Origin of the sequence: Caldimonas taiwanensis NBRC 104434, from assembly GCF_001592165.1 — a bacterium.
In the GTDB taxonomy this organism is placed as follows: Bacteria; Pseudomonadota; Gammaproteobacteria; order Burkholderiales; family Burkholderiaceae_C; genus Caldimonas; species Caldimonas manganoxidans.
On the sequence record NZ_BCWK01000014.1, the window covers coordinates 1 to 20,430 of the forward strand.

The window sequence follows — 20,430 nt, forward strand, 5'->3', positions numbered from 1 at the left end:
GCTCATGGGGAAGGTCCTTCCTGATTCGTTTTGTTCTCGAGACTGGCGTGCGCCAGGGCAGCTTGGCATAACGCATCGCTCACCGGCATCGACGGCACCAGCCCAGGCGCGTTGGCGCTCCTCACACGGCGGGCCTGCTCCTCGGCAAGGTACCGGTGGATGGCCGGCCCTTGCATCATCACGGCCCATTGCTTGCGGCTGAAGCGTGCCAGCGGCTGGGGGGCGATGTCGTGCAACGCCGCCGCTGGGGTGGCGGCTTGCAGTCGTTGCCAGGTCGCATGGGGGTCCAGCCAGTGCCAGCAGTGGATGGGGGCGAGTCGCTGCGCGATGTGTTCGGCCCCGAGCACGTGCACCGCCAAACCCCACACCCGGCGGTCGGCCAGTCGCAGGTAGCGCGCCGTCGTAGCCGCATCGGTGTCCAGCTTCAGCCAGGCCGACAGCATCGTGGCCAGCACCGAAACGTGCGCCGCGCTTTGCAACCAGCCGGCCACGCGGTGAGGTGTGCCTGCGCCGCGGGTGTCGGTCCAGCTGGCGACGGCTTCTTGGACCGCCCAGCCGACGGTGACCTCCAGCCAGGGATCATTCGGGCCGTCGAGCTCGATCAGATAGGGCCCAAGCCTGGTCTCCAGCGCCACACCCTGCGGCAGTTCGAGCCCGTGGGTGCTGCGCCCCCAAAGTTGGCTGCGCAGGTCGTTGAGCTCGTTGGGGCTCAGGCCCTCAGGCAGCGGATCACGCGACACGGGATCGCCCAGCACGGGGTCGATCAGCACGAACACCCCCGCATGGCAGTCTCGCATGCGCTGTCGCAGCTCGACAGCGCGCGCGGTGGCCACCTCTCGTGCAAAGGTTCGTGGGTCGAAGCCGTCGGCCACAGGGAGCACCGAAGCACTCACAGTGCGCTTCCTCCTTGCGCGGCGACCTCTCGAACTCGGCTGGGGCAGGGCGCCAAAGTCCCCACCTTGGGCAAGTCCAGGGTGGCGCTGGCGCTGGCGGGGCCTTGGAGGCTGCGCAGCGTGGCGCGGAATTGCGCCGGCCCAGGCGTGGTGAGGGTGATGTTGGGGCCTTCGAGCTTGAGGGCCGAGCCTGCGCCCACCAGCAGGATTTGTTTGGGCGCTTGCAGCCGCAGGTGCGCTTGGGTGCTGCACACGTCGACACGACCGCGCGCGGCCAGCTGTGCGCTGTGGCTGGCTGCGCGCACCTGCACCGGCCCGCTGGCCGCATGCAGCGCGATGCCTTGGAGCTGCTTGTCGTCTTGGACGCGCCCCACCGTGTAGCCCACGATGCCTTGTGCGGCTCGGACTTGGACCTGGCCCCAGGCGGTTTGCGTGAGGTCTTGCCCCGCGCTGAGGCTGAGGCTGCGGCCGCAGGCCACCAGATGGTGCGCCGGCGTGGTGAACACCAGCCCCGCCGGCGCGCATGCCAGCAGGTGCGGGCGCGACCACGCCGGCACCGTGCCTTGGCCGCCACCGATGTGCGCGGCACTGGGGCCATGGGTGGTGTGGGCTTGCAGCTCTTGCAGCGCGGCCTGCCAGGCTTGGTGGTTGATCAGCTGCGATGGCTGCGGCTGCGCGGCGGTGTGCGCCTGGGCCTGGCGTGCGCTGTGCGCCAGGGCCTGCTGGCGTTGCAAGCCTTGGCCGAGTTGGGTCAGGGCCTGCTGGGCTTGGAGTTGCGAGCCGGCTTGGGTGGAGCCGCCGCTTTGGGCGTAGGCGCTCAGCAGCAGGCCGCTGCCGGCGCGCACGGCGCCCCAGGCCTGGGTGCGCAGCTCGGCCCCATAGCCCCGGGGGTGCAGCCGCCGGTTGTCGCTTTGGTGCAGCAGATGGCCCAGTTGCAGTTGGCTGTGCGCCTGGGTGCTGCTGAGCTCCAGGCGGCCTTGGCCGGCGCTGTCGTCGAAGACGAGTTGGTTGTAGCCGCCGCTGCCGTCTTGGCTGTGGGAGAGCTCTTGGCTTTTGTAGCCCGACAGCACCGCCGCATGCTGGTGGCCTTGCAGCGGCTGCTGCGAGGCGGCGTCGGTCTCGCTGCGGCTGCCAGGAAACCATGCCGGCGCGTTGCCCGTGGCGCTGCTGGCGCCGCGGCTGACGTCGTTGCCGGCGGCATCCGTGCGGCCGCGGCCGTTGTAGACGGCGCCCACCACCACCGGGCGGTCGATGTCGCCATCGAGAAATTGCACCACCACTTCCTGGCCCACTCGAGGGATGAAGTTCGTGCCCCAGTCGTTGCCCGCCCAGCTCTCGGCCACGCGCACCCAGGTGCCGCTGGCGTCGTTGGCCGGCGCATCGTCGCTGCCGTCGTCGCTGGGCAGCCGGTGACTGGCGCAGCTGCCGCGCTGCCAGTGGAACTGGATCTTGATGCGGTGGTCGCGGTCGGTGTGCACGGCCGCACCGGCAGGGCCGACCACCAGCGCGGTCTGGCTGCCGTGCACCGTCGGGCGTGGCTGCAGCAGCACGCTGCCTTCGATGTCGTCGAGCACGGCCGCGCGCACGGGCTGGCTCAGCGGCAGCGCTTGGAATTCGTTGTCGTAGATCGGCGCGGCTTCGGCCGCCTCGGGCCCCGTCGGCGCCGCCCAGGCCAGGTTGTTGCGCACGCGGTGCACCACGCGCAGCACGGCGTAGGGCTCGGCCGCGCAGACCGGGTGGCCCTGCAGGATGAAGTGCCCTGCGGCGTGCAGCTGGCGCGCGCGGCTGCGTCCGTGCACGCGATGCGCCCGGGCGCTCAGGGCCTCCAGCCAGCGCTGCGCCAGGCGCTGGCCTTGGGCACGGTCTTCGTACGCGTAGACGCCAGGCACGTCCAACCAACCCGTGCCGGCGCTGGCGCAGGCATCATCGGCTTGGGCGTGTACCGGGCGCCAATCGACGCTGCGGTAGTCCCAGCTGGCCAGACCGACTTGGGCGGTGTGGCTGCGTCGCATCGGCGCCCAGGCGTGCAGCCCGTCTTCGCTCTTGCTGGCCAGGGTCTGGGTGTAGCGGATGTGCTGGGGTTGCACCGCCGGCAGCGCGCCGTTGTGGTCGGCAATGACCAGGGTGTGGCTGCCCAGCTCAGGGTCGTCGCCCGCGTGGTGCTCGAACCACCAAAACAGGCCTTCTTCGCGCAGCAGCCGCGACACGAAGTCCAGGTCGCTTTCTTGGTACTGGATGCACAAGGAGCGCTCGGCATAGGCCTGCGCATCGGCCAGCTCCCAGCGCCACGCCGGCACCAGCCGGCCTTGGCCTTGGTAGTGGCTCAGCACCCGATCGACGATGCCTTGTACGCTCAAGCCTTGGAAGCAGCGGCTGTCCACGCGGTGCGCCAGCAGGCTCAGCCATGGCTCGAGGGTCAGCCCATAGCGGGCAAACCCCCCATCGGCTTCGAGCAGGCTGGCCTGCGTGATGTGTCCGTGCCATGGCCGCAGCGGGCTTTCGCTGCGGGCCGTCAGCAACTCCAACCGGGCCGGCTGGCCAATGAGTTCGTCCAGATCCAGATGCGCACTGACGCACAGGGCCGTCATCTCGATGCGAAAGCCCACGCAGCCTGGGCTGGGGCCAAGGCTTTCGGTGATGGTGGCTTGCTCGGCCAGCAACACCTGCGGGCCCAGCGGCGTGTGCAGCCGCAGCAGCCGTTCGTGTTGCTCATAGCCAGCCCGCGCCGCACGCACGAGTTGGCCCAGGTCGGATAAGTCCGTCATCTCGCGCCTCCTCCCTGAAGGGGGTCTCTTGCGGGTCCTTGCCCGTGTGGCCGCGAAGTATGAGCCCTCGACCCCTCCCTTCGGTATCCCCAACCCGGTGGAATTACCAGCGTTTACATCTGCAGGGTTTGGTTGCAAACAGGCGTCGCGGCGCCGTTGGCCGCCGAGGGGTGGAGTCCAGACGCGCTCGGCCAGCGGCCCAGAGCGGGCGCAGGCCGCCGGCCTTGAGGCCGAGGCGGATGGCGTTGGGGGGGTGTGCAGCGCCGGAGACGGCCCCGGCGTGAGGCTTCACTCGGGCGGCCAGGCCGGCAACACGGCGCGGCGCCGCCCCACGTGCTGCAGACGCCAACCCGCCTCGGGCAGCAACCACTCCAGGCCATAGCGCGCGGCGTCGAGCTGGGTGGCGCACCAGCGCTCGGCACGGCGCTGCGCAGCACAGCGTGCGGTGCGCAACCAGGCCCACCCCATCCACACCCAGCCCAAGGCCTGCAGGTAGTCGTCGGCCACGCGATAGGCCCAGCTGGGGTCGTCGCGGCGAGCGATGTAAAGGCGGGCCGTGGCCTCGCGCAAGGCGTCCACCTGACGTTGCACGGCCTGCGCCAAGGGTCGCAACGCGGCGCCGTCGTCCAGCTCGGCGGCCGCAGCGTGCGCAAGGTGCAGTTCGCGATCGATCACGCCCATGGCCTCGGCAAAGCGATGGCAGCCATCCTCGAACAGTTTGCGTTGCAGCAGATCGATCGCCTGGATCTCGTTGCTGCCTTCGTAAATCATGGTGATGCGGCTGTCGCGCACGGCCTGCTCGATGCCATGGTCGCGCAGGTAGCCGTAGCCGCCCCAGACCTGCAAGGCCATGTCCACGGCATGGTGGGCCGTCTCGGTGAAGAAGGCTTTGACCACGGGCGTGAGCAGCTCCACCAGCCGCCGAGCCCGGCCGCGCAGGGCCGGCTCGGGGTGGTGCTCGGCCTCGTCCAGCCACAAGGCCATGGCCAGGGCCAGCACCCGCTGGCCTTGGGTCAGCGCCTCCAGCCGCCACAACATGCGCCGCACTGCAGGATGTTCGACGATGGCACTGGGCGCGGCGCTGCGGCTGCCCGGTGCGCGCGATTGGTGCCGCTCATGCGCATAGCGCCAGGCGTTTTGCCGCGCCGCTTCGAGATGCCCAAGCCCCTGCACGCCCACGAGCAGGCGGGCTGCGTTCATCATCACGAACATCGCGGCCAGCCCGCGATGGGGTTCGCCGACCAGCCAGCCGGTGGCCGCGTCGAAGCGCAGCACGCAAGTGGCGCTGCCGTGCAGGCCCATCTTGTGTTCGAGGCCGTCGCAATGCACCGCATTGCGTCGTCCGTCGGGCAGGATCTTGGGCACCAGCGCCAAGGACAGCCCTCGGCTGCCCGCGGGCGCATCGGGCAGCCGCACCAGCACCAGGTGCACGATGTTGTCCGTCAGGTCATGCTCGCCGCCGGAGATGAAGATCTTGCTGCCAGACACCCTCAGCTCGCCCCCGGCGTCGATCGCGCCGGCCTGCACGTCCACCGGCTCGGCCCGGGTGCGCACCAACCCCAAGTCGGAGCCGGCCTGGGCTTCGGTCAGGCACATGGTGGCCAGCCACTGGCCGCTGACGATGTGCGGCAGGTAACGCTGTTGCAGCTCGGGCGTGCCATGCGCGAGCAAGCATGCGTAAGCACCGTGCGCCAGGCCGGGATACATGGCCCAGGCGTGGTTGGCGCCGTGCAGCATTTCGTGGAGCGCCACATGCAGCGCCATGGGCAGGCCTTGGCCGCCCCACGCGGGAGAGCACGCCAGCGCCGGCCAGCCAGCCTGCACATAGGCTTGGTAGGCCTGCCGAAAGCCTCGCGGGGTGCGCACGGCCCCTGCCTCCCACACGCAGCCTTCGCGGTCGCCCACGGCGTTCAGGGGCGCCAACACCTCGGACGCAAAGCGGCCGGCCTGCTGCAAGACCTGCGATGCGGTGGCGGCATCGACTTCGGCATAGGGCGGCAAATGGGCCCACCGCGTGGGAGCCTGCAGCAGATCCTCGAGGACGAAGCGCAGCGCTCGCAGCGGCGGGTCATAGGACCACATCGGCGCTCAAGCCTCCGGCTTGAAGCCCACGCGGGCCACGATCGGGCCCCAGGCCGCGTTCTCGCGCTTGACCGCGGCGGCCAGCTCGGCTGGTGTGTTGGCACCCGCCTCCACGCCCAGCTGGGCAAAGGCCTCGATCACGTCCGGGGAGCTCACGGCCGCCTTGATCGCCTGGGCCGCACGCTGGGTCACCTCGGGCGAGGCTTTGCCCGGGAGGAAGAAGCCATACCACTCGTTCATCTCCAACGCCTTGAAGCCCTGCTCGGTGTAGGTCGGCACGTTGGGCGCAAAGCGCGAGCGCGTGGCCCCCGAGGTGGCCAGCAAGCGCAGGCGACCACTGGCCAAATGGGGCAGGTAGTCCCCCACAGGCGAGGAGAACGCGGCCACCTGGCCGCCCAGCAGGTCCTGGATGCCAGGGGCCGAGCCGCGATAGGGCACATGGTTGAGCGGCACCCCGCTTTCCTTGGACAGCAAGGCCCCGATGAAATGCGGCGGTGATCCGGCCCCCGGCGAGCCATAGTTCGCGCCGCCGGGATTGGCTTTGGCCCATTCGAGGAAGCCTTTGAGGTCCTTCACCGACTCCGGCACGGCCGGCCCCACGCCGAAGCCGAAGACGATGGTGCCGGCCGTGCACACCGGGGTCACGTCCTCGGGCGTGTAGCTGAGCGAGCGGTAAATGTGCGGATACAGCGTGATCATCGCCGCGGGGGTGAGCAGCAGATGAGCGCCATCATTGGGGCTGCGCTTGAGCTCTTCGACCGCCAAGCGCCCACCCGCGCCCGGCTTGTTCTCCACCAGCGCCACCCGGGCATAGCTGCCACGCAGCTTGTCGGCCACCCGACGCGACACCGCATCGGTGGTGCCGCCCGCCGGAAAGCCGCACAGCACCCGCACGGTGTCGATGGGCTGCGCCCGACTCGCCCCGGGGGCCAGCCCGAGGCCGGTGGCCACGGCGGCGCCCCCATAGGCCAGAAATTGTCTGCGATCGATCATGGCTGTCTCCTCTGTCGGTGGTTCACTCGAAGGATGGGACGGACGGCTCTTTCAGCGCGGCGGCAGTCTCAACGCGCCGTCCAGGCGGATGACCTCGCCATTGAGCGAGGCGTTGGTGACGATGTGCGCGGCCAGCTGGGCAAACTCTTCGGGCTTGCCCAAGCGCTTCGGGAAGGGAATGGCCTGCGCCAGCGACTGCTGCACCTCCTGAGGCAGTTGATGCAGCAGTGGTGTGAGAAACAGCCCCGGTGCGATCGTGCACACGCGCACGCCGAACTGCGCCAAATCGCGCGCCAGCGGCAATGTCAACGACACGATGCCGCCTTTGGAAGCTGCGTAAGCTTCCTGTCCGACCTGGCCATCGAAGGCGGCCACCGACGCGGTGTTGACGATCACCCCGCGCTCGCCATCGTCCAGCGGATCCAAGCGCACCATGCGCGCTGCGGCCAGACGGATCATGTTGAACGTGCCGACCAGGTTGACATGGACGATGCGCTGAAAGTCCTCCAGCGGCATCGGCATGCCATCACGCCCCACCAGTCGGCGCGCACCGCCGATGCCGGCCACGTTCATCAACAGGCGGGCCGGTCCGTGGGCCCGGTCGGCCGCATCCAACGCCGCCTCGACGCTGCCGCTGTCGGTAATGTCGCAGCGCAGCGCCAGCCCGCCGATTTCGGCGGCCACGGCTTGCGCAGCCGCCTCGTTCACATCGAGCACGGCCACTCGGGCACCGCGACGGGCCAGTTCACGCGCAGTTTCGGCCCCCAAGCCCGAGGCGCCGCCAGTCACGAGCGCTGCTTGTCCTTCGATCTTCATCTTGCGTCCTGGGTGTCTTGGCGGGCCAGCAGCACATCGGGGTCGTGGCCGTCAGCGCGGTACAGCGCTTCGACCAGAGCCTGTCGGCACTGCAGCACCGCACGCTGATTGATGGAGCCTTTGTCGGTGATCTCGCCCTGGTCGATCGACGGCGGATCCACCAACACCAGTGCGCGCGCCACGCGATTGGCGCTGCCGGTGCCGTCGCGCCAAAGGCGATCGAGCAAGGCTTGGAAAAACGCACGCACCGCCGGATGCCGCAACACCTCGGCCGCATCGGCCTGCGGCCCGAGCCCGGCCAACTTGCCGCATTCGTCCACCCGCGGGAACACCAGCATGCCCACTTCGTCGCGGTTCAGGCCGGTGATCACCGCATCCTGCACGCAAGGCGCGCCCAGGGCGATGATCTTCGCGCGCAGCGGCCCCACGCTGACGAACGTGCCCGTGGCAAGCTTGAAGTCTTCGGCAATGCGGCCATCGAAAAGCAAGCCTTTTTGCGGGTCGGCCGGGTCCACCCATTTGACCGCATCGCCGGTGCGGTAGTAGCCCTCTTCGTCGAAGGCTTCGGCGCTGAGCGCCGGCTGGCGCCAGTAGCCCGGCATCACGTTGGGCCCGCGGAAGCGGATCTCTGTCTTGCCATAGCGCGCATCGCCGTCGGGCACGAGCTTGACCTCCACCCCCGGGCAGGGCAGGCCAATGTGGCCGGAGCGGACTTCGCCCGCTTTGAGCGCGAACGTGCACGATGGCGCCGTCTCGGTCATGCCCAGGCCGGTGAACATCGGGATGCGCTCGCCCACGGTGCGCTCGGCCAGCCGGTCGAGCTGATCCCACACGGCCTGGCTGAGTCCGGCACCGGCATACATGAAGGCCCGCAGCCGGCGAAACAGCGACTCGCGCAGCACCGCGTCGTGCTCCATCGCAGCGGCAATGGCCTCGAAGCCCTTGGGCACGTTGAAATACATCGTCGGAGAGATCTCACGCAGGTTGCGCAGCGTCTCGCCAATGCCTTCAGCGGTGGGTTTGCCCTCGTCGATGTACAGCGTACCGCCGTTGTAGATCGTGAGCCCCGTGTTGTGGTTGCCACCAAAGGTGTGATTCCACGGCAGCCAGTCCACCAGCACGGGCGGCTCTTCGGCCAAGAAGGCAAAGGCCTGCCGCTTCATCTGCTGATTGGCGCACAACATGCGCTGGGTGTTGATCACCCCCTTGGGGGCCTTGGTCGATCCGGAGGTGAACAAGAACTTGACGATGGTGTCCGGCCCCACTTGCGCATGGGCCGCCTCCACCGCGGCACCGGGGGTCGTTGCCAGCAGCTCGGCAAAAGGAGTGACGCGCCGGCCCGGCAGCTCGCCCGAACTCAGCACGACTTCCACCTCCGGGTCCACCACCGCTTCGATCGCGCGGCCATAGCGCGCATCGGCCGCAAACACCAAGCCCGGCGTGACGATGTTCAGAATGTGGCGCAACTTGCCGAAGTCTTGCGACACCAGCGAGTAGGCTGGCGACACCGGCGTGTACGGGATGCCCGCCCACATCGCCCCCAGCGCCAAGGTCAGATGCTCCAGATCATTGCCCGACAAAATGGCCAGCGGCCGCTCGGGCGACAGCCCACGCTGCACCAACGCCTGCCCCACGGCCTGGGCGCGCGCGAGCATGTCCCGGTATGAGATGCGCCGCCAGTCGCCCAAGCTGCCATCGGGCCGGTGCTCGCGCTGCGCCACCAAACAGCGATCGGGGGCCACCTCGGCCCAATGTTCCAACCGGTCGGTCAGGCGTGCCGGATACGGCTGCAAGGCTTCGGTGGAGCGCAGCACGACGCTGCCGTCGGCACGGTATTCCACCGTCGCAGACAAGCAGCCCCCAACCGGCGTGGCACGGTAGCGCGTCATGATTTGCTCACCTTGCCCGCCCGGCCTTCCAGGAAGGCGCGCATCCGCTCTTTGGCCGCCGCATCCCCCTGGGCAATGGCCGCCATGAGCGACTCGACGAACAACCCCTGCGGCTGCGACAGCTCGGCAATGCGCGGCAAGGCCTGCATCACCGCAAAATTCGACAGCGGCGCATTGCTGGCGATCTTGCGCGCCAGCTCCATCGCCTTGGCCAAGCCTTGACCCTGGGCCACACGGTACTGCGACAGGCCGGCGGCCTGCCCTTCGTCGGCATCGAGCACGCGGCCGGTGAGCATCATGTCGGTCATGCGAGCCACCCCGATCAACCGCGGCACACGCGCCGAGCCCCCGCCGCCCACGAACAGGCCGCGCTGCCCCTCGGGCAGCCCGTAAAAGGTGGAGTCTTCGGCCACGCGAATGTGGGCAGAGGCCGCCAATTCCAGCCCCCCGCCGACGACCGCACCATGCAGCACCGCCACCACCGGCACCCGGCCGAACTGGATCTGCTCGAAGGCCGCGTGCCAGCTGCGCGAATGCGCAATGCCCTCGGCAACGCTGCGCTCGGCCAGCTCGGACAAGTCCAGCCCGGCGCAAAAGTGCTCACCCTCGCCGCTGAGCACCACGGCGCGCGTGCTGTCGGGCAGATGGAGGAAGCATGTGTGCAGTTGCGCCACCAGCGCATCGTTGATCGCATTGCGCTTGGCCGGACGATTCAGGCGCACATGGGTCACCGCGGCGTCGTGCTCGATCTTCAGCAAGTCGAGAGCGGCCAGCACGGCGTTGGAAGACACTTCGGAAGGCATGGGCATGGTGAACTCAATTGGTTAACAAGAATAACGATTTTCGCAGCCTTCGCCCCCCAGGGTTTACCCGCGAATCCAGACCACCCACCCGCTGGCATGATGGCCATCCATCCAACGAAAACTTGGATGACACCGCGATTCATGCCCCCGGTCCTGCAGGGCGACGCCGTGGCGCGACCGACTGCAAAGTAATTCATTTCTATAATGATTCGACTGCACTGGAGCCCGCCGTGAAGACCGACGACCTCATCGCCATCGATGTGCACACCCATGCCGAGGTGTCTTGCTGGAACCCCTACGACAGCTATGGCGAGGAGTACGACCGAGCCGCCGACAAGTACTTCCGCTCGAACCGGCGCCCCACGATCGCCGAAAGCATCGCTTACTACCGCGAGCGCCGCATCGGGCTGGTGATGTTCATGGTCGACGCCGAAGCCCAAATCGGCCGCCGCCGCATTCCCAACGAAGAGATCGCCGAAGCCGCGCGCAACAACAGCGACATCATGATCGCCTTCGCCTCCATCGATCCGCACAAAGGCAAGATGGGCGCCCGCGAAGCGCGCCGCTTGATCGAGGAGCACGGGGTCAAGGGCTTCAAGTTCCACCCGACCGTGCAGGGCTTTCACCCCTATGACCGCATGGCCTGGCCGCTGTACGAGGTGATCGCCGAGCACAAAATGCCCGCAATCTTTCACAGCGGGCATTCCGGCATCGGCTCGGGCATGCGCTGCGGCGGTGGGCTGCGGCTGGAGTACTCCAACCCCATGCACTTAGATGATGTGGCGATCAGTTTTCCGGACATGCAAATCGTCATCGCCCATCCGTCCTGGCCCTGGCAGGATGAAGCCCTCAGCGTGGCGATGCACAAGCCCAACGTGTGGATCGATCTGTCGGGCTGGAGCCCCAAGTACTTTCCGCCCCAGCTCGTGCAATACGCCAACACCCTGCTGAAAGACCGCGTGCTCTTCGGCAGCGACTACCCGCTGATCACGCCAGACCGCTGGATGAAAGACTTCGAGGAGGCCGGCTTCCGCGAGGACGTCAAGCCCCTCATCCTCAAAGCCAATGCGCAGCGGCTACTGGGCCTGAACTGATTTGCCTCGGCGGCTTGGCACTGAGGCGACGGTCGGCTGCGCGCGCGCTGCAGCCACCTCGGATCGGGCGCAGGCCACCTTGTGCAGCAACTCCAGCAAGATCGCCCGCTCCCCGGGCGACAAATGGTTGGCCAGCGCCTGGCGCTCGGCATCGAGGATGCGCTGGGTGGCCGCACGTGCCAGCGCCACCCCTTCCGGCGTGGCATGCAGCAACTGCGAGCGCCGGTCGCGCGCGCTTTGCTCGCGCCGCACCAAGCCGCGCGACTCCAAACGATCGATCCACATCGTGATGTTGGGCGCCGTCACCGCCAACGCCCGCGCCAAACGCACCAGCGAGCCGCCGGGGTTCTCGACGATCAACGTCAGCACCGTGTACTCCACCGGGCGCAAGCCGAAGGGCTGCCCGACCTGAGACTTGAACACGGCATCGGTGACGATGCCGGCCTGGGCCAGTTGATAACCCAGCACGTCGTGCAAACGGGCCTCGTCGAGACGGCCGGCTGGCGTGGTGTCGCTGCGGGAGGATCGCCTGGTGCTCATGCCCTGGATTGTGCCTGCGCCGCAACCCCGGCCCAGTGATAAAGATCATGAACCAATGTCCTGCCAAGCCCTTAAGGGTTTCCACGATCACCAGGCGCTTTGAAATTAATTAACTTAACTAACGATCAGATGCCTTGCGGCATCGTGCGACGCCACGCGGCGATCGCTCCCACCCTCGGCAGGAGACCCACCCATGCGTCCTCGTTCCCGTGCAGCTTCAGTTTCGGCGCTGACCGGCGCCCTCGTGTTGACCGCCATCGCGCAGACCGCTTGTGGCGGCGGCAGCGATCCGTCGACCACCGACATTCCGCAACTACCCCCAGCCACCCCGGCCCGCTTCAGCGGCGATTGCGCGGCACTGAGCAGCGCCTTGGCCGGCCTGCCGAACACCACCCTCACCGAAACGTCCACCGTGAGTGCTGGCACGCTCAGTGTGGGCGGCGCACCGGTGGCCGAACACTGCCTCGTGCGCGGCCGGATGTTCGAGCGCACGAGCCCGATCGACGGCGCCTCTTATGCCATCGGCTTCGAGATGCGCTTGCCCAAGGACTGGAATGGCCGCTTTTACTACCAGGCCAACGGCGGACTGGACGGCAATGTCGTGACGGCCACCGGCAGCCACGGTGGCGGCCCACGCACCCATGCCTTGCATCAAGGCTTTGCCGTGCTCAGCTCCGATGCCGGGCACAGTGCGGCCCAAAACCCGAGCTTCGGGCGCGACCCTCAGGCCCGTCTGGACTACGGTTATCAAGCCGTGGGCAAGCTCACGCCCGTGGCCAAGGAGATCATCCGCCGTGTCTATGGCAAGGGTCCGGACCGCTCCTACATCGGCGGCTGCTCCAACGGCGGGCGGCATGCGATGGTGGCGGCCTCCCGCTACGCCACCGAGTACGATGGCTATCTGATCGGCGCCCCGGGGTTCAACTTGCCCCTGGCGGCAGTGGCCAACATCTGGGGCGCGCAGCGTTATGCCACGGTGGCCACCGACGCCAGCGACTTGAGCACGGCCTTCACGGCGCAAGAACGTCAGCTCGTCTCGCAGGCCATCCTCGATCGCTGCGACGCCTTGGACGGGGCCACCGACGGGCTCGTGCAAGACACCGCGGCCTGCCAAGCCACTTTCGACCTGATGCGCGACGTGCCCACTTGCGCCGGTGCGCGCGACGGCAGCTGCCTGAGCGCCGATCAAAAATCCGTGATCGCCTCCATCTTTGCAGGAGCCACCACCAGCGCCGGCACCCGCTTTTATGCCAGCTTTCCATACGACCCCGGCCTGCGCGGCGCTGGCGTGGCCTTCTGGGAGTTCACTGCGCCGCTGGCGCTGGACTCCGGTGCCGTGGGCATCGTCTTCAAGGCGCCCCCAGAAAATCTCGCAGGCTTCAACGGGGCGTCTTTCTCTTTGAATACCCCGGTGGACACACTGTATGAGTACATCCACAGCACCTCGCTGAGCTACACCGAATCGGCGATGAGCTTCATGACGCCCCCTCGTCCGAGCGATTGGTCCACCCTGCGCAACCGCGGTGCCAAGGTGCTCGTCTACCATGGGGTGTCCGACCACATCTTCTCGTTGCACGACACACTGCGGTGGTATGACGCACTGAACGCCAACCACGGTGGCCAGGCCACACGGTTTGCGCGGGTCTTCCCAGTGCCTGGCATGGGTCATTGCTCCGGTGGCCCGGCCACCGACCAGTTCGACCTGCTCACGCCGCTGGTGCAATGGGTGGAACAAGGCACGGTTCCCGAGCGCATCGTGGCCAGTGCTCGCGGCGCCGGCAACCCTGGCGGCGTCAACAACGAACTGCCCAGCGACTGGGCTGCCGATCGCACCCGGCCCCTTTGCCCCTACCCGCAGGTCGCGCGCTATCGAGGCTCTGGCGACCTGGACCGTGCCGACAGCTTCGTCTGCCAGTGAGCCCACCCGCCCCATGAACAAGGGGGCCGATGGCGTGAATTCTTGCCGCCTACCCCCACACTTCGGGGCTCCAGTTCGGCACGGCAAGCCCGATACTTGGATCGGGCAAGTCCACCTGAGTGTGGAAGGCCGGCGGCCCCAGCCGCCCGCTCATCCGGTTGCACGGGCCATGACGCCAGCAGTCGGTCTTGCCCGCCAATGCCAGTCGGCCCCCGTCAGGGGGCCGACTTTTTTTGTGGCAGCCACCGAGCCTTCATCGCCCCACGGCAGCCTCTCGGTCCCCATCCGCAGGGCCTGACATCTATGCGTGCGGCGCAAAGCACACTAGCATCCGCAGCGCAGTTTTCACCCACTCATTCATTGACTCTTGAGGAGCCTTTCATGTCTGATCTGCAAGCCGCCTTCGAGAAGGCCGTTGCCGAATCCAAACAGTTGCCGCAGAGGCCGGACAACATGACCCTGCTGAGAATTTACGCGCTGTACAAGCAAGCCACCGTCGGTGACGTCCAAGGCTCGCGTCCTGGATTCACCGACATGGTCGGCCGCGCCAAGTGGGACGCTTGGAATGCCCTCAAGGGGCAAAGCGCCGACGAGGCCAAGCAAGCCTACATCGACTTGATCGAAAGCCTGAAGTCGAACGCCTGAAGTGAGCCGGCGCGGCCGACCAGGCCGCGCTCCTGCCCCCCAAGCCCCTCACCTCTTTCGGCGGGCCGCGGCCTGCTTCGTGGAGGCCGCCGCAGTCTTGCGGGCCGCCGGCTGCTTGCGCGCCTGGGGCGCCAGCAGCTGGTCCAGGTTCTTCTGGATCTCGGCCTCGATGGTCTTGGCAAAGGCGCCCAGCAAAAAACCGAGTTTGGCCTGTAGCGCGAAATGATCGGCCGCCACGGTCAGCGTTGCGTCCACCCCGGCGCGACGCAAGCGCATGATGTCGCCGTCCTGGCCCTCCTCCACCCTGCAGTCCAGGCCGAACTTCTCCTCGGCCTGCGCGGCCCATTGCCTGGCGATCTCACGGGCCCGGGCCAGGCCGAGCCGATGTTCACGGTGGATGACGATGTCGCTCATCGCGCAGGCTCCTGGTCGGAGATCATGGACGACATGAGCACCCGGCGGCGTTCGTCACGCGGCTGCTGAGCCAGTTCGCGCACCGCCTCATAAAACCGCGCAAAGCTGCGGCCTTGGGCCTCGAACAAGCGCTCGAACCCGGGCACCCACTCGGTGTAGGCCGCCAGCACGGCCAACGACGCACCATTGGCTTCTTCGAACCAACGATCGTATCCCGCAAAGCCCTCCCAGGGCCCGGCCTTGAGCTGCGCATGTTCGGCACGCATGGCGGCCAGCACCTCGGCCTTGCCGCGGCGCTTGTCCTCCTCGCGGCCGGGGCCGGCATAGACCGCGGCCAGGCGCTCACGGTAACGCAGCGTCAAGGCCATGAAGTCCCGGCGCCGCGCATCGAAGCGCTCGTATTCCTCTTTCGCCGCGGCGCTGGCATGGTGCTGCAACCACCGCTGCACCCCCAGGCGTTCGACCGCCGTGGCGAAAGACTCGTTGAAGGACGTATCGTCCCGCACATAAACCACATGGTGGGCCAGCTCATGGAAGATCAGGCGCGCCAGCTCGCCCTCCGGGTAGCCGATGAAGGTGTTGAGCAGCGGGTCGCCCCCCAGCCATTCCAACCGGCCCAGGGTCGAATAAGCCGGCACACCGTAGACACGCACATCCATGCCCTGCGCCCGCAGCGTCTGCGCGAAGGCCTCGGCCTCCTTGCGGTCATAGTAGCCACGGTAGCCCACGCAGCCCACCACGGGGAAGCACCAGGTCTGCAGCGTCAGGCTCAGCTCAGGCACCGCCGCCACGTTCCATACCGCCGCCGGCCGGCCCAGATCGGCATAGCTGCGATAACTGCGGGTGTCGGGCAAGGCCAGCTCGTCCACCGCAAAGCGCCGGATCCGCTGGCTGAGCGCCAGGCGCTCACGCAAATGCTGCGGCGTGTTCGCATCGGCCAACCATTGCTCGACCGGCCGGGCCTGCTGCACCAGGCTCAGGTGACCATGCACGGACTGGGCCAGATAGCCCACGGTGCCGCAACCGGCCAAGAGCAAGGCGCCAAGCACTGCCAGCGCGCCCGCACCGATTGCCGCCCACAGCCCCGGTTTGCCCATGGCCTGCTGCACGCGCCTCAGCCCGCGGCCGAAGCCGCTTCGACCTCGACCAGCACGTCATAAAAGCACGGCGCGCGGCCCAGGTCGGTCAGCCGTTGATGGGTGAGTTCGTTCACATTGCTGCCGCGCAGCCCCAGTTTGCGCCACCAGATGCCCAGGCCATTGACGACGCCGGGGCGGGCGCGGTCACTCACACGGGCGGTGCACCAGTACTCCCCACGGTCGTTGAACACGCGCACCACCTGCCCATCGACGATGCCCCGGGCCGCCGCATCCTGCGGGTGAATTTCCAGCAGTGGCTCGCCCTCGATGTCGCGCAGGCTCTGCACATTCACGAAGCTGGAATTGAGGAAGTTGCGCGCCGGCGGCGAGATCATGGCCAGCGGATAGCGTGCCGCCAAAGCCGGCGTGGACGTGGGCGACTCGTGATTGGGCACATAGTCCGGCAGGCCATGACGGGGGGAATCGATCTCGCAGCGCCCGCTGGCGGTGGGAAAGCCTCCTTCGGCAAAAGGCGCTGCAGGCAGCGGCAGCTTGACCCAGCCTCGCTGGCGCAATTGCGCCAGCGTGATGCGTCCGCCGAACGCTTGTTCGGCGATCTGCTCATCGGTCTGGGCAAAACACGGCTCATCGAACCCCATGCGCGCGGCCAGGTCGCGAAAGATCTGTGTGTTGGGCCGACTCTCGCCCAAGGGCGCAATGGCCGGCTCATTGAGCAGCACATCGGTGTGACCATAGCTGATATGCACATCCAGGTGTTCCAGCTGGGTCGTCGCCGGCAGCACATAGTCGGCGAAATCGGCCGTGTCGGTGAGGAAATGCTCCAGCACCACGGTGAAGAGATCCTCCCGCGCAAAGCCACGCACCACCCGAGGCGACTGCGGCGCCACCGCGACGGGATTGCTGTTGTAGACCACCAGCGCCTCGATCTTCGGGCCGAAATCGGGCGAGGACTCGCGCAGCAAATCGTCGCCGATGGTGCTCATGTTGATCGTGCGCGGGCGGCGCCCGGCCAGCAGATCCGGGCGCTGCAAGGCGGTGCGGTCCACCGGGAACCAGCCCGAGCTCGACAGCAACAGCCCACCGGCGCGGTGGCGCCAAGCGCCGATCAGACACGGCAAGATGGCGATCAGCCGCACCGCATTGCCACCGCCGCGCACGCGCTGCATGCCATAGTTCAGGCGAATGGCCGCCGGGCTGAGGGTGGCGTAGTCGCGCGCCAGGCTGCGCACGGCTTCGGCCGATAGGCCGCATTCGGCAGCCACGCGCTGCGGCGGCCACTGCAAGGCGCGCTCGCGCAACGCCGGCCACCCCAGCGTGTAGCGCTCGATGTAGTCGTCGTCGAGCCAGCCGTGGACGATCAGCTCGTGCATCAGCCCCAGCGCCAGCGCGCCGTCGGTGCCAGGACGCAAGGCCAGGTGCTCGTGGCACTTGTCGGCCGTCTCGGTGCGACGCGGGTCGATGCACACCAGCTTGGCGCCGCGCCGTTTGGCCTCTTGGGCCACGCTCCAGAAGTGCAGATTGGAGGCAATGGAATTGCTGCCCCAGATCAGGATCAAGCGGCTCTCGGCGAAATGCTCGACATGCATGCCCACCTTGGCGCCATAGGTGGCCGTGAGCGCCTCGGCCCCGGCGCTGGCACAAATGGTGCGGTCCAGCAGCGACGCCCCCAAACGGTGGAAGAAGCGCGCCGACATGCTCTCGCCTTGCACCAGGCCCATGGTGCCGGCATAGCTGTAGGGCAAGATGGCCTGCGCATCGCGCGAGGCAATGCTCGACAAGCGCCGTGCGATCGCCTCCAGGGCTTCGTCCCAGCTCACCGGCTCGAACCGCCCGGCCCCCTTGGGCCCCACGCGCTTGAGTGGGTGCAGCACGCGCTGCGGATGGTAAGTGCGCTCCACATAGCGCGAGACCTTGCGGCACAGCGCCCCGTGCGTGGAAGGGTGGTCCGGGTTACCCTGCACACGCAGCGCACGGCCGCCTTCGACCACCACTTGCATCGCACAAGTGTCTGGACAATCGTGCGGGCAGGCCGCGCGCACGATGCGCGCACTTTCGGCAGCAGCAAGCGAGGAGGACATCCAGGGCTCCAGAACGGACAGGGTCTTGCAAACACGAACTGAGCCGACAAGGCTACACTGAATCATCGCCCTCGGGTTCGCCCTGCGTGGTTTTCCATGAAGTTGATCGACTCCATCCTGGCCGACGCCGCAGCCGTCACCGCCATTCGGCGCGACATCCATGCCCATCCCGAACTGTGCTTCGAAGAGGTGCGCACCGCCGACGTGATTGCCCAAGCCCTCACCGACTGGGGCATCCCCATCCACCGCGGCCTGGGCACCACCGGCGTGGTGGGCATCGTCAAAAACGGCAGCAGCTCGCGCGCCATTGGCTTGCGCGCCGACATCGATGCGCTGCCGATCACCGAGAAAAACCAGTTCGCACATGCCAGCCGGCATCCCGGCAAGATGCACGCCTGCGGCCATGATGGCCACACCGCCATGCTGCTGGCGGCGGCCAAGCATTTCTCGACGCACCGCAACTTCGACGGCACGGTCTACCTGATCTTCCAGCCGGCCGAGGAAGGCGGCGGCGGCGCGCGCGAAATGATCAAGGACGGTCTGTTCGAACGCTTCCCGATGGAGGCCATCTTCGGCATGCACAACTGGCCCGGCATGGCCGTGGGCCAGTTCGCGATCAAGACCGGCCCGATTTTTGCCTCGAGCAACGAGTTTCGCATCCTCATCCGCGGCAAGGGCGGGCATGCGGCGCTGCCGCACAACACCGTGGATCCGGTGCCCGTGGCCTGCCAGATGGTGCAAGGCTTCCAAACCATCCTCACGCGCAACAAGCGGCCCATCGATGCCGGCGTGATCTCGGTGACGATGATCCACGCCGGTGAGGCCACCAACGTCGTGCCCGATGCCTGCGAGATCCAAGGCACGGTGCGCACGTTCACGCTGGAGGTGCTCGACCTGATCGAGCAACGCATGGGCGACATCGCCCGCCACACCGCAGCAGCCTATGGCTGCGAGGTCGACTTCAGCTTCCACCGCAACTACCCGCCCACCATCAACCACCCGGATGAAACCGCCTTCGTGCGGCGCGTGATGGCCGACGTCGTGGGCCCCGAAAATGTGCTGGAGTTCGAGCCGACGATGGGCGCCGAAGATTTCAGCTACTTCCTGCAGCACAAGCCTGGGGCCTACTTCCTGATCGGCAACGGCGACGGCACCCACCGCGAAAGCGGCCATGGCCTGGGGCCTTGCGTGCTGCACAACCCCACCTACGATTTCAACGACGAGCTGATCCCGCTGGGGGCCACGCTGTGGGTGCGCCTGGCCGAGGCCTGGCTGCGGCCCACGGCCTGAGGAGCGCCCCCCATGAGCGACATCCCCAGCGCCTTCTCGCAAAGCTACGCCGAGGCCCGTCGCAAGTTCCTCGCCACCTGCGAGACCTTGGGGCTGGACGTGGAGTCGCACATCCACCCGATGCTCGGTCGGGATGGCGAGTCGCTCGCGATGGACGTGGTGCGCCACGGACCCCGTGACGCCAAGCGCCTGCTCATCCTGTCCAGCGCCTGCCATGGCGTGGAAGGCTTTGCCGGCTCGGGCATCCAGATCGCCTTGCTTGGCGATCCGCGCTGGCGCGAGGCCGTGCAGGCCTCGGGGGTGGCCGTGCTCTACATCCACGCGCTCAATCCCTATGGGTTCTCATGGTGGCGGCGCGTGACGCACGAGAATGTGGACCTCAACCGCAATTTCCACGATTTCTCCCGCCCCCTGCCGCGCAACGACGCCTACGACGAGATCCATGGCTGGCTGCTGCCGCCACAGTGGCCGCCGCCGCCCGACGTGGAAGCGGCGATCCAGGCCTACATCGAGCGCCATGGGCCCATGGCCTTCCAGGCCGCGGTCTCGCAGGGCCAGTACACGCACGCAGACGGCCTCTACTATGGCGGACGTCATCCCACCTGGAGCCACGTGACACTGCGCCACGTGCTGCGAGAACAGGGACGGCAGGCCACCGACATCGCCTGGATCGACCTGCACACGGGCTTGGGGCCCTGCGGCCACGGCGAGCGCATCTTCGCCTCACGCAACGACCCGGTCGAATTGGCCCGCGCAAGACGCTGGTGGGGCCCGCAGGTCACCTCCATCTATGACGGCTCGTCCAGTTCGGCCGAGCTCACCGGCATGATGTGGCTGGCCATCTTCGACGAATGCCCACAAGCCCGCTACACCGGCATCGCGCTGGAATACGGCACCGTGCCGGTGCTGGAGGTGCTCCACGCCCTGCGGGGCGAGCACTGGGTCGAGAACCATCCCGAGGCCGACGAGACGCTGCGCAAGGCCCTCAAGCAACGGCTGCGCGATGCGTTTTACGTCGACACTGACGACTGGAAGCAGCGGCTCGTCGAACAGGCCCTCCAGGCGGGCCTGCAGGCCCTGCGCGGCCTGTGCAGCCGCGACTGAGAAGCC

At 67.6% G+C, this 20,430-nt stretch carries 16 protein-coding genes; 5 read left to right on the top strand and 11 right to left on the bottom strand.

Annotated features, from left to right (window positions below; all coding sequences use genetic code 11):
• Positions 1-2 precede the first annotated feature (2 nt).
• From CTA01S_RS11935 to CTA01S_RS11965, 7 genes are all read right to left on the bottom strand, one after another.
• Positions 3-893 carry a DUF4123 domain-containing protein gene (locus CTA01S_RS11935; RefSeq protein ID WP_062195840.1) on the bottom strand — a complete coding sequence of 297 codons (891 nt, stop codon included), beginning with the start codon at positions 891-893 and terminating at the stop codon, positions 3-5.
• Positions 890-3,658 (bottom strand): type VI secretion system Vgr family protein, encoded by a 2,769-nt coding sequence (locus CTA01S_RS11940; protein ID WP_062195843.1) that lies wholly within the window; start codon positions 3,656-3,658, stop codon positions 890-892. The genes CTA01S_RS11935 and CTA01S_RS11940 overlap by 4 nt, the downstream gene beginning before the upstream one ends.
• Before the next feature lie 288 nt (positions 3,659-3,946).
• Positions 3,947-5,740, bottom strand: coding sequence for an acyl-CoA dehydrogenase (locus CTA01S_RS11945; protein ID WP_062195845.1), 1,794 nt, complete (start codon positions 5,738-5,740; stop codon positions 3,947-3,949).
• 6 nt (positions 5,741-5,746) lie between these two features.
• The gene (locus tag CTA01S_RS11950) at positions 5,747-6,733 is read right to left on the bottom strand and encodes a Bug family tripartite tricarboxylate transporter substrate binding protein (protein WP_019560708.1); all 987 of its coding nucleotides are present in this window, start codon (positions 6,731-6,733) and stop codon (positions 5,747-5,749) included.
• Positions 6,734-6,784: 51 nt separating this feature from the next.
• On the bottom strand, positions 6,785-7,549 hold the full coding sequence (locus tag CTA01S_RS11955; RefSeq protein ID WP_062195848.1) for an SDR family NAD(P)-dependent oxidoreductase: 765 nt from the start codon (positions 7,547-7,549) through the stop codon (positions 6,785-6,787).
• A complete protein-coding gene (locus CTA01S_RS11960) occupies positions 7,546-9,438 on the bottom strand; it encodes a feruloyl-CoA synthase (RefSeq protein ID WP_062195851.1) in 1,893 nt (630 codons plus the stop codon). Before CTA01S_RS11960 ends, CTA01S_RS11955 begins: the two co-directional genes overlap by 4 nt.
• Positions 9,435-10,247 carry a crotonase/enoyl-CoA hydratase family protein gene (locus CTA01S_RS11965; protein ID WP_019560705.1) on the bottom strand — a complete coding sequence of 271 codons (813 nt, stop codon included), beginning with the start codon at positions 10,245-10,247 and terminating at the stop codon, positions 9,435-9,437. The genes CTA01S_RS11960 and CTA01S_RS11965 overlap by 4 nt, the downstream gene beginning before the upstream one ends.
• 224 nt (positions 10,248-10,471) lie before the next feature.
• On the opposite strand from CTA01S_RS11965, the gene CTA01S_RS11970 reads away from it, so the two are divergent.
• Positions 10,472-11,335 carry a 4-hydroxyphenyl-beta-ketoacyl-CoA hydrolase gene (locus tag CTA01S_RS11970; protein ID WP_019560704.1) on the top strand — a complete coding sequence of 288 codons (864 nt, stop codon included), beginning with the start codon at positions 10,472-10,474 and terminating at the stop codon, positions 11,333-11,335.
• On the opposite strand, the gene CTA01S_RS11975 is transcribed toward CTA01S_RS11970, so the two are convergent.
• Complete coding sequence (locus CTA01S_RS11975; RefSeq protein ID WP_062195853.1) at positions 11,318-11,875, bottom strand: MarR family winged helix-turn-helix transcriptional regulator; 558 nt, start codon at positions 11,873-11,875, stop codon at positions 11,318-11,320. The genes CTA01S_RS11970 and CTA01S_RS11975 overlap by 18 nt on opposite strands.
• A gap of 193 nt (positions 11,876-12,068) precedes the next feature.
• On the opposite strand from CTA01S_RS11975, the gene CTA01S_RS11980 reads away from it, so the two are divergent.
• Positions 12,069-13,793 carry a tannase/feruloyl esterase family alpha/beta hydrolase gene (locus tag CTA01S_RS11980; RefSeq protein ID WP_062195855.1) on the top strand — a complete coding sequence of 575 codons (1,725 nt, stop codon included), beginning with the start codon at positions 12,069-12,071 and terminating at the stop codon, positions 13,791-13,793.
• A gap of 381 nt (positions 13,794-14,174) precedes the next feature.
• Positions 14,175-14,438 carry an acyl-CoA-binding protein gene (locus CTA01S_RS11985; protein ID WP_019560701.1) on the top strand — a complete coding sequence of 88 codons (264 nt, stop codon included), beginning with the start codon at positions 14,175-14,177 and terminating at the stop codon, positions 14,436-14,438.
• A gap of 48 nt (positions 14,439-14,486) precedes the next feature.
• On the opposite strand, the gene CTA01S_RS11990 is transcribed toward CTA01S_RS11985, so the two are convergent.
• From CTA01S_RS11990 to CTA01S_RS12000, 3 genes are read right to left on the bottom strand one after another with little or no spacing between them, the layout of a single operon-like run.
• The gene (locus CTA01S_RS11990; protein ID WP_019560700.1) at positions 14,487-14,852 is read right to left on the bottom strand and encodes a polyhydroxyalkanoic acid system family protein; all 366 of its coding nucleotides are present in this window, start codon (positions 14,850-14,852) and stop codon (positions 14,487-14,489) included.
• Positions 14,849-15,949, bottom strand: coding sequence for an aminopeptidase (locus tag CTA01S_RS11995; RefSeq protein WP_062195930.1), 1,101 nt, complete (start codon positions 15,947-15,949; stop codon positions 14,849-14,851). The genes CTA01S_RS11990 and CTA01S_RS11995 overlap by 4 nt, the downstream gene beginning before the upstream one ends.
• Positions 15,950-15,966: 17 nt before the next feature.
• A complete protein-coding gene (locus CTA01S_RS12000; RefSeq protein ID WP_062195857.1) occupies positions 15,967-18,030 on the bottom strand; it encodes a molybdopterin-containing oxidoreductase family protein in 2,064 nt (687 codons plus the stop codon).
• 96 nt (positions 18,031-18,126) lie between these two features.
• Here CTA01S_RS12000 and CTA01S_RS12005 point away from each other — a divergent pair, with 96 nt between their 5' ends.
• Together CTA01S_RS12005 and CTA01S_RS12010 are read left to right on the top strand one after the other, a co-directional pair.
• Positions 18,127-19,320 (top strand): M20 aminoacylase family protein, encoded by a 1,194-nt coding sequence (locus tag CTA01S_RS12005; protein WP_062195860.1) that lies wholly within the window; start codon positions 18,127-18,129, stop codon positions 19,318-19,320.
• A gap of 12 nt (positions 19,321-19,332) precedes the next feature.
• The gene (locus tag CTA01S_RS12010; RefSeq protein WP_062195862.1) at positions 19,333-20,424 is read left to right on the top strand and encodes a M14 family metallopeptidase; all 1,092 of its coding nucleotides are present in this window, start codon (positions 19,333-19,335) and stop codon (positions 20,422-20,424) included.
• The last annotated feature ends 6 nt before the right edge of the window (positions 20,425-20,430 follow it).

Excerpts from the sequence above, each read along its gene's own strand:
- CTA01S_RS11940 (WP_062195843.1), bottom strand. The coding sequence starts at position 3,658 with ATGACGGACTTATCCGACCTGGGCCAACTCGTGCGTGCGGCGCGGGCT.
- CTA01S_RS11945 (WP_062195845.1), bottom strand. The coding sequence starts at position 5,740 with ATGTGGTCCTATGACCCGCCGCTGCGAGCGCTGCGCTTCGTCCTCGAG.
- CTA01S_RS11950 (WP_019560708.1), bottom strand. The coding sequence starts at position 6,733 with ATGATCGATCGCAGACAATTTCTGGCCTATGGGGGCGCCGCCGTGGCC.
- CTA01S_RS11955 (WP_062195848.1), bottom strand. The coding sequence starts at position 7,549 with ATGAAGATCGAAGGACAAGCAGCGCTCGTGACTGGCGGCGCCTCGGGC.
- CTA01S_RS11960 (WP_062195851.1), bottom strand. The coding sequence starts at position 9,438 with ATGACGCGCTACCGTGCCACGCCGGTTGGGGGCTGCTTGTCTGCGACG.
- CTA01S_RS11965 (WP_019560705.1), bottom strand. The coding sequence starts at position 10,247 with ATGCCCATGCCTTCCGAAGTGTCTTCCAACGCCGTGCTGGCCGCTCTC.
- CTA01S_RS11975 (WP_062195853.1), bottom strand. The coding sequence starts at position 11,875 with ATGAGCACCAGGCGATCCTCCCGCAGCGACACCACGCCAGCCGGCCGT.
- CTA01S_RS11980 (WP_062195855.1), top strand. The coding sequence starts at position 12,069 with ATGCGTCCTCGTTCCCGTGCAGCTTCAGTTTCGGCGCTGACCGGCGCC.
- CTA01S_RS11985 (WP_019560701.1), top strand. The coding sequence starts at position 14,175 with ATGTCTGATCTGCAAGCCGCCTTCGAGAAGGCCGTTGCCGAATCCAAA.
- CTA01S_RS11990 (WP_019560700.1), bottom strand. The coding sequence starts at position 14,852 with ATGAGCGACATCGTCATCCACCGTGAACATCGGCTCGGCCTGGCCCGG.
- CTA01S_RS11995 (WP_062195930.1), bottom strand. The coding sequence starts at position 15,949 with ATGGGCAAACCGGGGCTGTGGGCGGCAATCGGTGCGGGCGCGCTGGCA.
- CTA01S_RS12000 (WP_062195857.1), bottom strand. The coding sequence starts at position 18,030 with ATGTCCTCCTCGCTTGCTGCTGCCGAAAGTGCGCGCATCGTGCGCGCG.
- CTA01S_RS12005 (WP_062195860.1), top strand. The coding sequence starts at position 18,127 with ATGAAGTTGATCGACTCCATCCTGGCCGACGCCGCAGCCGTCACCGCC.
- CTA01S_RS12010 (WP_062195862.1), top strand. The coding sequence starts at position 19,333 with ATGAGCGACATCCCCAGCGCCTTCTCGCAAAGCTACGCCGAGGCCCGT.